Annotated in this window: 12 protein-coding genes and 2 tRNA genes; 5 read left to right on the plus strand and 9 right to left on the minus strand. The window is 69.1% G+C overall.

The window, feature by feature from the left end; all coding sequences use genetic code 11:
- Window positions 1-410 precede the first annotated feature (410 nt).
- The 5 genes from CJZ98_RS15995 to CJZ98_RS16015 all read right to left on the minus strand — a co-directional run bounded on the left by CJZ98_RS15995 (window position 411) and on the right by CJZ98_RS16015 (window position 3847).
- On the minus strand, window positions 411-806 hold the full coding sequence (locus CJZ98_RS15995) for a DUF4440 domain-containing protein (RefSeq protein WP_094592120.1): 396 nt from the start codon (window positions 804-806) through the stop codon (window positions 411-413).
- The gene (mtnC, locus tag CJZ98_RS16000; protein ID WP_094592121.1) at window positions 787-1548 is read right to left on the minus strand and encodes an acireductone synthase; all 762 of its coding nucleotides are present in this window, start codon (window positions 1546-1548) and stop codon (window positions 787-789) included. Before mtnC ends, CJZ98_RS15995 begins: the two co-directional genes overlap by 20 nt.
- A 162-nt stretch (window positions 1549-1710) precedes the next feature.
- Window positions 1711-2349, minus strand: a complete 639-nt coding sequence (gene mtnB, locus CJZ98_RS16005) for a methylthioribulose 1-phosphate dehydratase (protein WP_232756555.1) — start codon at window positions 2347-2349, stop codon at window positions 1711-1713.
- A gap of 85 nt (window positions 2350-2434) precedes the next feature.
- Window positions 2435-3280 (minus strand): DNA-formamidopyrimidine glycosylase, encoded by an 846-nt coding sequence (locus CJZ98_RS16010; protein WP_094592123.1) that lies wholly within the window; start codon window positions 3278-3280, stop codon window positions 2435-2437.
- 357 nt (window positions 3281-3637) lie between these two features.
- Window positions 3638-3847 carry a photosystem I reaction center subunit IV gene (locus CJZ98_RS16015; RefSeq protein WP_094592124.1) on the minus strand — a complete coding sequence of 70 codons (210 nt, stop codon included), beginning with the start codon at window positions 3845-3847 and terminating at the stop codon, window positions 3638-3640.
- A 147-nt stretch (window positions 3848-3994) separates the two neighbouring features.
- Between CJZ98_RS16015 and CJZ98_RS16020 the strand changes: the two genes are divergently transcribed.
- The gene (locus CJZ98_RS16020) at window positions 3995-5038 is read left to right on the plus strand and encodes a hypothetical protein (protein ID WP_094592125.1); all 1044 of its coding nucleotides are present in this window, start codon (window positions 3995-3997) and stop codon (window positions 5036-5038) included.
- A gap of 148 nt (window positions 5039-5186) precedes the next feature.
- Window positions 5187-6674, plus strand: a complete 1488-nt coding sequence (locus CJZ98_RS16025) for a RecQ family ATP-dependent DNA helicase (RefSeq protein WP_094592126.1) — start codon at window positions 5187-5189, stop codon at window positions 6672-6674.
- 14 nt (window positions 6675-6688) lie between these two features.
- On the opposite strand, the gene CJZ98_RS16030 is transcribed toward CJZ98_RS16025, so the two are convergent.
- The 4 genes from CJZ98_RS16030 to CJZ98_RS16045 form a co-directional block, all read right to left on the minus strand.
- On the minus strand, window positions 6689-7801 hold the full coding sequence (locus CJZ98_RS16030) for a LysM peptidoglycan-binding domain-containing protein (protein ID WP_094592127.1): 1113 nt from the start codon (window positions 7799-7801) through the stop codon (window positions 6689-6691).
- A 117-nt stretch (window positions 7802-7918) separates the two neighbouring features.
- Window positions 7919-9310 carry an aldehyde dehydrogenase family protein gene (locus tag CJZ98_RS16035; RefSeq protein ID WP_094592128.1) on the minus strand — a complete coding sequence of 464 codons (1392 nt, stop codon included), beginning with the start codon at window positions 9308-9310 and terminating at the stop codon, window positions 7919-7921.
- A gap of 229 nt (window positions 9311-9539) precedes the next feature.
- Window positions 9540-9611, minus strand: a tRNA-Thr gene (locus CJZ98_RS16040).
- Window positions 9612-9621: 10 nt separating this feature from the next.
- A tRNA-Tyr gene (locus CJZ98_RS16045) sits at window positions 9622-9703 on the minus strand.
- 122 nt (window positions 9704-9825) lie between these two features.
- On the opposite strand from CJZ98_RS16045, the gene aroQ reads away from it, so the two are divergent.
- From aroQ to CJZ98_RS16060, 3 genes are all read left to right on the plus strand, one after another.
- Window positions 9826-10272 carry a type II 3-dehydroquinate dehydratase gene (gene aroQ, locus CJZ98_RS16050; RefSeq protein WP_094592129.1) on the plus strand — a complete coding sequence of 149 codons (447 nt, stop codon included), beginning with the start codon at window positions 9826-9828 and terminating at the stop codon, window positions 10270-10272.
- Window positions 10269-10919, plus strand: a complete 651-nt coding sequence (gene miaE / locus CJZ98_RS16055; RefSeq protein ID WP_094592130.1) for a tRNA-(ms[2]io[6]A)-hydroxylase — start codon at window positions 10269-10271, stop codon at window positions 10917-10919. The genes aroQ and miaE overlap by 4 nt, the downstream gene beginning before the upstream one ends.
- A gap of 505 nt (window positions 10920-11424) precedes the next feature.
- A complete protein-coding gene (locus CJZ98_RS16060; RefSeq protein ID WP_232756554.1) occupies window positions 11425-12147 on the plus strand; it encodes a fatty acid desaturase in 723 nt (240 codons plus the stop codon).
- Window positions 12148-12241: the final 94 nt, after the last annotated feature.

Here is a 12241-nt window from a genome sequence, read left to right on the forward strand (position 1 = left end):
GGGTAGCCCCCTGCGAAAATAGCTCGATGCCAGGTAAAAACTTGTTCCAGCCAAAGCCTGACTCCTCCCTTGCAGCGGAGAGTTCAGGTTTCATCAGTCAGTCCTGGCAGCAGCTTCTGACAAGACATCTCTCGTGAGAGCTGTCATGTGAGTGTTGCACTGATGACAGGACTGAGGCTAAGACTGATGACGAGAGAGCCACCCTACGGGGTGGCTTTTTTGTTGGGCTGATCCTGTGTTGGGCTGATGGTTGCTTGGCCTGAGCCGAGGGATGGCTACGGCGGGTTGGATGGGAAATTAGGCTAGGTCGATGCGGTGGCTACCGCTCGACATCCGTGATTTTGGTCTAAGCGACACTTGCTGGTCTTGATCTCCAGCAAGTGTCGCCTAAGTCCCCGACCCATTCAGCCTCAGGAGCGGTGTACGTGCACCTGCTTCCAGCGGCCTTCTTGTCGCTGCCAGATTCGGGTTTCCGTGCAGCTGGCGGTGACGGGTACTCCGTTATTCAGTTTCTGAGTCAGACGTGTGTAGCTGAGCACCACGGCGTTTTCAGCTAGCCAGCGCAGGTGGGGACGGGCCATGCTGACGTTGATCGGGGCTGGGGCGCCCTGCCCATCCCCCGGCAACTCGAAATAGTAGCGATGGAAGGGCAAGCCTTCCGCCAGGACTCCGTTGGTCTCCGCTTCGAAGCAGCTCAGGTCTTCGGCGCAGAAGCCGGCGTAGGTGTCCCAGTCGCCGCGCACCACGCTCTCAAGCATGGCCTGGTTTTCCGCCAGGATGTCGCGATCACGTGCCGAGAATTCCATTGTCCAGGCTCAGGTGGCTGTAGTTGGTGATTCTCTCAAATCGCCCTGGATCGTGTGCTGGATTGCCGTCGCGATCGCTGAACAGCACGGCCATCCCAGCGGTGTCGGCCGCCTCGAGTTCGGCCAGGGAGTCGCTCACAAACAGCACATGCTGCGGGCTGGCCCCCATGGATTCGGCGATGCGGTGATAACTCTGCGCTTGCTGCTTCAAGCCGCTGCGGGTGTCAAACCAATGCTGGAAGAGCGCGCGCAGGTCTCCGGCCTGGCTGTGGCCGTAGAGCAGCTGTTGGGCTGGCACGGATCCAGAGGAGTACACCGCCAGCACCAGCCCTTGGCTGTGCCAGCGGTTGAGGGCGTCTGGCACGTCGGCGTAGAGGGGCGCGATCAGGTCCCCGCTCGCGTAGCCGGCCTGCCAGATCCTTCCCTGCAGGTCCTTGAGCGCCGTCAGCTTGATGTCATGGTCGATCAGCCATTCCAGGTAGGGCACGACGGCATTGGCATCGAGACGCGCCTCGTCGGCCTGCAGCTGACGGCGTAGATCCACGGCTTCGCGCGTGTCATCTGCGGCCCAGGCCTGATCCACGGCTTGGATCAAGCCCTGGATGGCTGGATCGTCCCCGTGCTCCTGCAGATAGCTGCCCAGCCGTTGCCGTGCGTAGGGAAACAGCACTTCAGCCACGAAGCTCACCGGGCAGGTGGTGCCCTCGATGTCCAGCAACAGGTGGGTGATCACAGCAGCCATGGTGAGGCGTGGGAATGGGTGGGGAGCGGCGTGCCCCGCGGGGCAGGCTGCGGGTGTATTGGGCTGACGGGTCTTCTGGGACTCAGGCCCGAGGGGCCCGGCAGGCTCCCGAGGGTGCTGTCGGCCTTGCCCGACCCTCGCTGCTGAAGCCGGGCTCACCCATCAACCCCCAGCCGGTAGGGCGGAGCCTGCGGCCGCCGCCAGGCATTCCAACAGCAGCAGGCGCCAGCGCTGCTCCAGCAGGAATTCCAGGATCTCCAAATGGCGCAGCGCCTCCGGCAGATCCACCCCCCAGGCGTAGAGGCCGTGGCCGCCAATCAGCAGCCCGTAGGGGGCCGCCGGCAGCAGGGGCCGTGCCGCGGCAGAGAGGCGCTGCAGGTCCTGGTCGTTGGGCAGCACCGGGATCGCCAGCTCCGTGGCGTGGGTGTGGATGCCGCGCAGTCCCTTCAGCATCTCCAGATCGCGCAGGCGCAGCTCGGCTGCGCTGCTATGGCCGCCTCGGGACGTGTGATCGCAGACCCAGCCGGAGAGCAGGGTGCCGGCCTGGGAGTGGGTGTGCAGCACCGCGCCCGCTCCGCATTGCTTCACGATCTCCAGGTGCAGGGCCGTCTCGGCGCTGGCCTTGCCTCGCCCCTCGATCACCTGACCTTCCCCGTTCACCAGAATCAGCTCCTCCGGCTGGACCCGGCCCTTGTCGACTCCGCTGGGGGCCATCAGCAGCTGCAGGGGATCACGCTGGACCACGCAGCTGAAGTTGCCGCCGGTGCCGTCGCACCAGCCGCGGCGATGGATGTCGGCCATGGCCTGGGTGAGGGCCGGAGCCAGGGCCTGGATCACGGCGGGAAGCGCTGCTGAGACCATCGAATCACGCCACGGCCTCAAGACCTCAGCTCTGGCAGCTGGGACACCAATGGCTGCTGCGGCCGCCCAGCTTGTCGCGGCGGATCAGGGTGCCGCAGCTGCGGCAGGGTTCGCCGCCGCGGCGGTAGACCCAGGCGGCGTTGCCGTAGTTGCCGTTGGTGCCAGTGAGGTCGCGGAAGTCGCTGAAGGTGGTGCCCCCAGCGCCGATGCTGGTGGTGAGCACGTCCACCAGCGCCCGGTGCAGCCGCTCCAGTCGCCCCACGTCCAGACGGCCACTGGGGGTCTGGGGCGCGATGCCGCTGAGGAACAGCGACTCATCGGCGTAGATGTTGCCGACCCCTGCCACCAGTGCCTGATCCAGCAGAGCGTTTTTGATTGGCCGGCTGGAGCCCGCCAGCTTCGCCTGGAGGTAGGCCGGGCTGAACATGGTTGTAAAGGGCTCTGGGCCCAGGCGCTTCAGGCCTGTGATCACGCTGTCCAGCGGCTGGCCCGGCGGCACCCACCACATCTCGCCGAAGCTGCGGGTGTCCACGAAGCGCAGTTCCTGGCCAGCCGAATTCCAGAAGCGCACCCGCGTGTGCCGGCAGGGCTCCATCGCTTCGCCCAGCCAGAGGAACTGGCCGGTCATGCGCAGGTGCACGCCCCAGTGGCCGGCGTCCTCGCCGCCGCGGCTCAGCGGAGCCATCAGATACTTGCCGCGGCGCTGCCAGGCCTCCACGGTGCAGCCCTCCAGGGCAGCGCGGAAGCCGGCGGGATCGGGCGGGGCGGCAATGGCCCGGGCCCTAAGCACCTCCACTCGCTCGATGCTGAACCCCGTGACCTGGCGCTCGAGGCCGCGGCGCACGGTCTCGACTTCGGGCAGTTCGGGCACGGGGGCGAGGCCACTGGCCGGCTCAGACTGCCATGGCCGCAGGCGGTTCCCTGGGCGAGTGGTGGAGGTGGGCCGGTGGACGCGGTTGGTCGTTGAATGCAAGGGATGGCGGTGTGTGCTCGGTTGCCGAGCTCCCATGCAAGCGGCAGGCCATACCCCTGCCGAAACCACGAAAAAACCCGGCCTGATGACAGGCCGGGTCTGGAGGGATTGGGCCGCTCTCCGTGGGTGCGGCAAGCCCGGGCAATCAGAACACCCGGGATGGCTGAACAAGGATGGGGCCTGGATTGTTATCAGCCAGTCGAAGGGGGAGCCTGGCGTCAAGGCGTTGTTGCCCCAGTCGACCCCGTTGCAGATTCAGGCTTTGTCGAGCTCGGCTTCGGCGAAGTTGTTGGTGTTGATGCCGCCTTCGGAACCGCTGTAGCCGTTGTAGTTCACCTTCTCGAAGCGCACCACCACGGGGTAGCGGATACCGGAGGTGTCGACCGATGCGACGGTGCCGACTTCGTTGAACCAGTACGACTCGGGACGCTTGATGCGCACCTTGTCGCCGCGGGAGATGGCCATCGCTGCGCTGAAGAGGTGTGGCTGTCAGAGGCAATTTACTGGCTTGCGCAAGGGCTGCAGGCGGGCCGTCACGAAACGTCGTTGCCGGGGCAGGGGGCCGGCCCAGGGGCCCCTGCGTGGCACGATCGAGCTCCCCGCCGCCAGCCCATGGTCGAGGCCCCGACCTTCAGCCTTGAGCTGCCTGATCCGGAGAGCGACACCATCAGCTCGATGGAGTTCCTGGCCCGGATCGAGGAGGCCTGGGCCGTTTGTGACCGCTTCGATCTGCAGACCGAGATCTGGCGGGGCCGCATCCTCATGGCGGTGCGCGATCGGGAGCGGCGCGGCGGCGAGGGCCGCGGCACGGGCTTTCTGCAGTGGCTCAGGGAGCAGGAGATCAGCAAGACCCGCGCCTACGCACTGATCCAGCTCGCCGAGGCCGCAGACCAGTTGGTGGGGGAGGGCCCGCTGGAGCAGACCAGCGTCAACAACTTCTCCAAGCGGGCCTTCATGGAGACAGCCCAGGCCGAACCCGAGGTGCAGCTGATGATCAGCGAGGCCGCCAACGACGGCGTGCAGATCACCCGCAAGCAGGTGCGCCAGCTCAGCGACGAGTACATGGCCGCCACCAGCCCCCTGCTGCCGGAGGAGATCCGCCAGCGCACTGCCGAGAACCTGCTCCCCCCCCGGGCCGTGGCGCCCCTGGTGAAGGAGCTGGCCAAGCTGCCGGAGGAGCAGCAGGAGGACCTGCGAAAGGTGCTGCGCGACGAGCCCGAGCTGGAGCGGGTCAAGGATGTGACCAGTACCGCCCGCTGGCTGAGCAAGGCCGCTGAGGCGGGCCTGGCGGTGCGTGCCTTCCAGCAGGGCAACCTGGACCTGGAGAAGGCGATGCAGGAGGCCCTGCGCCTCGATGCTCTTGGCCTGCTGGCCGATGCGGTGGGCCAGGCCCAGATCCTGGAGAGCGCGGTGCTGCGGCTGCACACCAGTTGGCGGCGGCTCAACGGCCTGCAGGAGCGCCTCTGGGTCGAGAGCGGCAGCAGCACGCCCCACCTGCGGGAGCTGCTCACCCTGTTGCAGACCCTCAGTGGCAACACGATGCGGGTGTCCCTGGGAGAGCTCGCCGGGGGCAAGCGGGTGCGGCTGCAGATCGTGGAGGAGGCACCCGACCAGCTGGAAGCCCCGCCGATTCCCGTCACGGCCCACGCCGGTTAAGGTCGCCCCGACGACCGTCGGCTGATGGGTGGCGCGCGCAGCGAAGAAGCCAGCCGGGCCCCGGGTTCCCCACGCAGCCCCAGCGGGCCGCGACGAGCCGCCTACGGCTGAGGCCGCGCTCGTTGGGGCCGCTCCTGCTCCAGACCCGTTGGAGCAGGCCCTGCAGGCCCACTTCGGCTGGCCCAGCTTCCGGCCTGGCCAGCGGCCGGTGGTGGAGGCCATGTTGCAGGGCCGGGACTGTCTGGCGGTGTTGCCCACCGGCGCTGGCAAGTCGCTCTGTTACCAGCTGCCGGCCCTGGTGCGCCAGGGGCTGGTGCTGGTGATCTCGCCCCTGGTGGCCCTGATGCAGGACCAGGTGCTGCACCTGCAGCGCCGCGGCATCCCGGCCGCCTGCTTGCACCGGGGACTGGATCCGTCCAGCCGCCGCCAGCTGCTGGAGCGGGTGCGGCAGAACCGGCTGCGGCTGCTCTACCTGGCGCCGGAGCGCCTGCAGGTGGAGGCCACCCGCCGCCTGCTGGAGGAGATCCAGGACCAGGGCCAGCTCGTGGCCGTGGCAGTGGATGAGGCCCACTGCATCAGCGCCTGGGGCCACGACTTCCGCCCCGACTACCGGCGCCTGGGTGAGCTGAGGCGCCTCTGTCCGGGCGTGCCGCTGGTGGCCCTCAGCGCCACGGCGGCGCCGCGGGTGCGGGCCGATCTGATCCGGTTGCTGGAGCTGCGCCGGCCCCTGATCCAGGTGCGCTCCGCCCGTCGCGACAACCTCGCCTACGTCATGCGCCGGCGGCCCCAGGATCCCCTGCCGGAGGTGATGGCCGCCCTGGAGCGGGCCCGCGGCGCCGTGCTGATCTACGCCCGCACCCGCCGCTCGGTGGAGGCCTGGGCCAGGCGGCTGTCCGAGGCCGGCATCGCTGCGATCGCTTATCACGCCGGTATGGATCCGGAGAGCCGCTCCCTGGCCCTGGCCCATTTCCAGGAGCATCCCGCCCCGGTGCTGGTAGCCACCGTCGCCTTCGGTATGGGGGTGGACCGGCCGGATGTGGGCCTGGTGCTGCACCTCGACCTGCCCGCCAGCGCCGAGGGCTACCTGCAGGAGTCGGGCCGGGCCGGGCGTGATGGGCTGCCGGCCGACTGCCTGGTGCTGTTCGACCCGGAGGACCGCACCAGCCTGGGCTGGGCCATCCGTCTCGGCGGGCAGCAGGCCGGTGAGGCTTCGGCCCCAGATCCGCTGCGGCTGGAGCTGGCCCAGCAGCAGCTGCGCCGCATGGAGGCCGTGGCGGAGGGGCTGGCCTGCCGCGAGCAGGCCCTGTTGCTGGCGGTGGGGGAGCTGGTGCCCCCCTGCGGCCGCTGTGATCGCTGCACCAGCCGGCCGGCCCTGCAGGACTGGTCGGAGCAGGCGGCCCAAGTGCTGGCTCTCTTGGAGATGCGCAGCGGCGTGGACCTGCGCAGCCTGGCCGAGGAGCTGGCGGCGGCCCGCTCGGAGCTGGGGGCCGACGGGGAGAGCTGGCGCTGGCTGACCCGGCGGATGGTGCAGGAGGAGCTGCTGAGTGAGAGCGACGACGGCAGCCAGAGGCTCTGGCTCAGACCCGCCGGCCGACGCTTCCTGAGCCAGCCCTGGCCGCTGCGGCTGGCGGCCTGAGGCTGCCCAACCGATCAGCTGCCTCGGCTGCGGCAGAGGTCGTTGAGCAGCTGGGTCTCGAACTCGCTCTGGGGCGCATCCCAGCTGCGCCAGGCGCCGGACTGGCCGGTGGCATTGATCCGGCGGGCGGTGCAGTTCACGGCCAGGTAGAGGGGCTGCCCCTCGCTGTTGAGGCTCGGCGTCACGAAGCTGCCGCCCATCGACTGCCAGTTGGCCCAGTCCACCTGAAGGGGGCCGTAGGTGCGCCAGTCCGGTTTGGCGGGCGCTGCGCCGGAGTTGGGCTTGGCGCCGCCGGTCGGCGGGGTTTTGGTGGCCAACACGGCTGGCTGACTAACCGGCTGGCTGATGGCCGGCTTGGCGCTGGCGGTCGCGACGGTTGGCTTGGGGGCTGCTGGCTTGGCGGCCGGAGCCGCAGTCACGGCGGCTGCCGGTGCGGCGGCAGGCCTCAGAGCCGTGCTGCTCGGCTTGGCCGCGGGCTTGGCGACGGGCTTGGCGGGGGCCGCCGCGGTGCTGGTGGTGCCCCGCAGCTTCAGGGTGGTGCCCGATACCAGCTGATCCGGCTTGCTCAGGCCATTGAGGGCCACCAGCCGCTCCTGGGGAATGCCGTAGAGGTCGGCGATGCCGGAGAGGGTCTCGCCGGGCTGCACCTTGTGCACCTTGGCGGAGCGGTTGACGGTTGGCTTGGCGCTGGTGGCCGCCGCTGCACGCGCCCCGGCGCCCGGCACGGTGATGCGGCTACCCGCCCAGAGGTCCTTGCCGTCCTTGAGGCCATTGAGCTGGAGCAGGCGCTCCACCGGGACGTTGTAGCGCTCTGCGATTTCGGAGAGGGTCTCGCCGGGTTTCACGGTGTAGTTGCCAGCTCCCCGGCCGCCGCTGGCCGCGCTGCGGCTGCTGCCGGGGCTGCCGCCCGGGGCGCCGGGCACCTGGATGCGGCTGCCGGCCCAGAGGTCCTTCGGGTCCTTGAGCCCATTGAGCTGCAGCAGGCGCTGCACCGAGACGCCGTAACGGTCGGCGATCTCAGAGAGGGTTTCGCCCGGCTTGACCACCACTTCGCCCGCCAGGGACGGCAGGGGAAGCAGAAGGGCCAGGGCCAGGGCGGTGCCACGCGGGCGGAGGGTGAACCCCATGGGGCGGACGATCGGCTGGGCGAACCTTACGGAGATCCCAGGCCGGCGCCAGTGCCGATAAGGCACGGAAATGGTCTTGACCTCCGTGGGATGGCCGCCGGACCCTGGCTGGAGGGCTCAGCCCAGCAGGCGGCGGAGCAGCGGCAGGCGATCGGCGTAGGGGGCGTAGCGCAGGGGCAGATCCAGCCAGAACGGTCGCCGCAGCACGCTGCGCTGGTGGGAGAAGGTGTCGAAGCCGGCCTTGCCGTGGTAGGCGCCGATGCCGCTGGCACCCACGCCGCCGAAGGGCAGCTCGGGCACGCCCGCCTGCATCACCACGTCGTTGACGCAGACCCCCCCGGAGCTGGTGCTGGCCAGCACCAGCTCCACCGCCGTCTGGCTGCGGCTGAACAGGTAGAGGGCCAGGGGCTTGGGGCGGCCCTGGATCGAACGGATCGCAGCCTCGAGATTGGGCACCGTGAGGATCGGCAGCAGGGGCCCGAATACCTCCTCTGCCATCAGTGGATCCGCCGGATCCTCCACGGCGAGCAAGGTGGGGGCGATGCGCCGGCGGGCGGGGTCGACCTGGCCGCCCCAGAGGATCTGCCCCCGCTGCCGGGCCCCCTCCAGCAGGGCCGCCAGGCGGTCGAACTGGGCCTGGTTCACGATCGAACCGAGGTCGGGGGAGGTCAGGGGATCGGGGCCGTAGCTGCGCTCCAGCTCCTGGCCAAGCTGGTCCACCAGCGCCTCCCGAACCCCGGCCTCCACCAGCAGGTGGTCCGGGGCGATGCAGGTCTGCCCGGCATTGAGGCCCTTGCCCCAGGCGAGACGCCGGGCGGTCACGGCCAGATCCGCATCGGCCAGCACCACCGCCGGACTCTTGCCGCCCAGCTCCAGGGTGACGGGGGTGAGATGGCGGGCGGCGGCGGCCATCACCAGCCGTCCGACCCGCTCGCCGCCGGTGAAGAAGATGTGATCGAAGCGCTGCTCCAGCAGCTCGGCGGCCACCTGGCCATCGCCCTGGAATACCTGCACCGTCTCCGGCCCCAGGTAGCGCTCCACCAGCTGGGCGATCAGTGCCGAGGTGGCCGGGGCGTGCTCCGAGGGCTTGAGCACCGCCGTGTTGCCCGCCGCCAGGGCGCTCACCAGTGGCTTGAGGCAGAGGTGGAAGGGATAGTTCCAGGGGCCGATGATCAGCACGCAGCCCAGGGGTTCGGGCTGCACCCAGGCCCGGCCGGGCTTGAACTGCAGCGGCACCGCCACCGGCCGGGCAGCCATCCACTGGCGCAGCCGGCGCCGGACCAGCCGGATCTCCTGGCGCACCGCCACCAGCTCGAAGAAGGCCTCCACAGGCGGTTTGCCCAGGTCCTGGGCCAGGGCCGCGAGGATGGCCTGCTCGTTTTCACTGCAGAGGCGATTGAGGGCCTCCAGGCGTGCCAGCCGCCAGGCGCGGCTCCGGGTGTCGGAGCGGCCCACCGGGGCTCGCAGCTGCTCGATCAACCGGGGCAGTGGGGCAGGGGGCTCCGGCATGGGCTGGGCAGCGGGCGCTCCATGCTGGCCGTCCGCGCCCCCCGGACGCGGAGCGGAACGGGGTGGAGGAACCGTCCGGCCATGGCCTGCAGGGCCCCAACCCTGGAGAGGAATCCCCGCTGGGGCCCCTCCGCCGAGCCTCTTCACGGGAAGCTCAGTCGCGGAGAACCGCGCCATACGCAAGAGAACAGATCGCACAAAGCGATGTGATCGGGAGCGATGGAAGTGAAGCCCTTGACGAGACTTGAACTCGTGACCTCTCCCTTACCAAGGGAGTGCTCTACCGCTGAGCTACAAGGGCATGTGGAAGGTGGGCCGGGCTGGATTTGAACCAGCGTAGGCAGAGCCAGCGGATTTACAGTCCGCCCCCATTAACCACTCGGGCACCGACCCGAACCACACCCCAAGAACTTACCAGCCGGCGGTGCCGCCCTCCCCCGGGTCGTCAGTGATGGGGCTGCTGGGTGCCCTGCCTACGATGGAATCAGTGGTGCCCGGCTGGCCGGAGTTTCCCCGTGCGCGTGCTGCTGCTCAACGGCCCCAACCTCAACCTGCTGGGCAGCCGCGAGCCCGGGCTTTACGGCGCCAGCACCCTCGCCGACATCGAAGCGGCCCTGCAGCGCCAGGCCGCGGACCTGGGGGTGGAGCTCAGCTGTTTCCAGAGCAACCACGAGGGGGCCCTGGTGGATCGCATCCACGCCGCCCGCGGCCTGGCCGACGGGATCCTGATCAACGCCGGCGCCTACACCCACACGTCGATCGCCCTGCGGGATGCCCTCCTGGGGGTGGCGATTCCCTTCGTGGAGCTGCACCTGAGCAATACCCACGCCCGCGAGCCCTTCCGCCACCACTCCTACCTGGCCGACAAGGCCATCGGGGTGATCTGCGGCTTCGGGCCCGGCAGCTATGGCCTGGCCCTGCAGGGGCTCGTGCAGCACCTGAGCCAGGGGGCCACGGCGTGACGGCCCTGCTGACGAGCCCCACGGCCCGGGTGAAGTGGCTGGCGGCCCCGAGCAGCGCCGCCTGGCTGGAGCAGGCCCTCGCCCACCCGGAGCTGGTGCTGATCGACCACGCCCACTGCGAGCGCAAGGCCGCCGGCGTGGCCCTGCAGCTGATGTTCCGCTACCCCTCCGATGCGGAGCTTGGGGCGCTGCTCAGCCCGCTGGCGCGGGAGGAACTGGAGCACTTCGAGCAGGTGCTCCAGCTCCTCCAGGGCCGCGGCACCCCCCTGCGGCCGTTGCCGGCCCCGGCCTACGGCGCCACGCTCACGGCGGCGGTGCGCCGCGGCGAGCCCCAGCGGATGCTGGATTCGTTTCTGGTGGCAGGGCTGATCGAGGCTCGCAGCCACGAGCGCATGGCCCTGCTGGCGGCCCATAGCCCTGACGCTGCGCTCCGGGATCTCTATGGCACGCTGCTGGCCAGCGAGGCGCGCCACTTCGGTCTCTATTGGCTGCTCGCCGAAGGCCGCTACGGCCGCGAGGTCACCGTGGCGCGGCTGGAGGAACTGGCGGCGGTGGAAGTTCAGGCCTTGAGTGGGGAGCTGGCGAGCGTTGAGGCGGTGCGCATGCACTCGGTGGGAGTGGAACGGGCTGGATCTGGCACTCCATAGCGTGGCTACAGGGGTGGCCACGCCAGCGGCATTGACCACGAGGCTCCCCGAGGCGATGCCGTAGAGCCCCCCATTGGCCCCGCCGATCTGTTCGATCGGTGAGACGTTGATCGTTGAAGGCCAAAGCCCAACTCCGAGGCTGCCCGCAATCGTGCCTGCTGTGGCGTCAATGGTGGTGCTGCGGGCGCGCCATGGCGCCCTGGGCCATCCGCTTCGACGCAGGCCAGGTGTGATTGGGCCAGGGGCCTGAATCGGGACGGCCCCGGCCCCCAGGCAGGAGGGCGCCGCTCGGCCAGTGGCCGTTCGTTAAGGTCGCCGGGTTTGTTTCGATTCACGAAGTGACCATCCCCATGCGGCGGCTGCATTGATCCGGCCTGTCTCCCTGCCTTCCCGGTCGCTGCTTCAAGACTCTGGCCCTGCCCTCCTCGGCCTGCCGCAGAACCCTTCCCCTCAGCCAACGGCCTATCCCAGCAAGGCAGAGCTGCTGGCCTGCCTGCCTCCCGAGTTGCTCACGATCAACCCAGTCAAGGCCTGGGGCAGCCTGGCGATGTCGCTGGGCCTGTCGCTGCTGGCCTTTGGACTGGGAACCCAGATCCCCCTGCAGCTCAGCGCCGCCCCCCTCTGGCTGCTCTACGCCGTGGTCACGGGCACCGTGGCAGGCGGCTGTTGGGTCATTGCCCATGAATGTGGCCACCACGCCTTCCATCCGAACCGCCGCGTGGAGGCGGTGGTGGGATTCGTGCTGCACAGCCTGCTGCTGGTGCCCTACTACACCTGGCAGCGCAGCCACGCGGTGCATCACGCCAATTGCAACCATCTGGAAGGGGGCGAGACCCATGTGCCACCCCGTTCCGATGCCCCCATGGGGCGGATCGTGGCGGGCGTGAGCCGGCTGCTGGGGCCTGAGCTGTTCGGAACCCTGTCACTGATCACCCATCTGCTGATGGGATGGCCGCTGTACCTGCTGTTCGGGGTCGCCGGCGGCGAAGACTATGGAGCACCCACCTCCCATTTTTGGAATGCTGGGCCCTTCCGAAACGGCGTACGGCCTCTGTTCCCGGATTCTTTCAGGCGCGTGATGCTGGTCTCGAATCTCGGGGTGCTGGCGATGCTTCTGGCACTTGGGTTGGCCTCCCTGCAGTTCTCTCTTGCACGGGTTCTGTGTGTGTATGCATTGCCCTACCTGGTCGTCAATGCCTGGCTAGTGGGTTATACCTGGCTCCAGTGACGTGACCCCCTTTGTCGGTCCAGTCCTTATGAGAGTGGGTGGATGTGGTCATGCTGCAACTCCCTGTTGAGCTGCCTCCAGGGGCGTACGCCCC

The organism is Vulcanococcus limneticus LL, assembly GCF_002252705.1.
Classification (GTDB): Bacteria; Cyanobacteriota; Cyanobacteriia; order PCC-6307; family Cyanobiaceae; genus Vulcanococcus; species Vulcanococcus limneticus.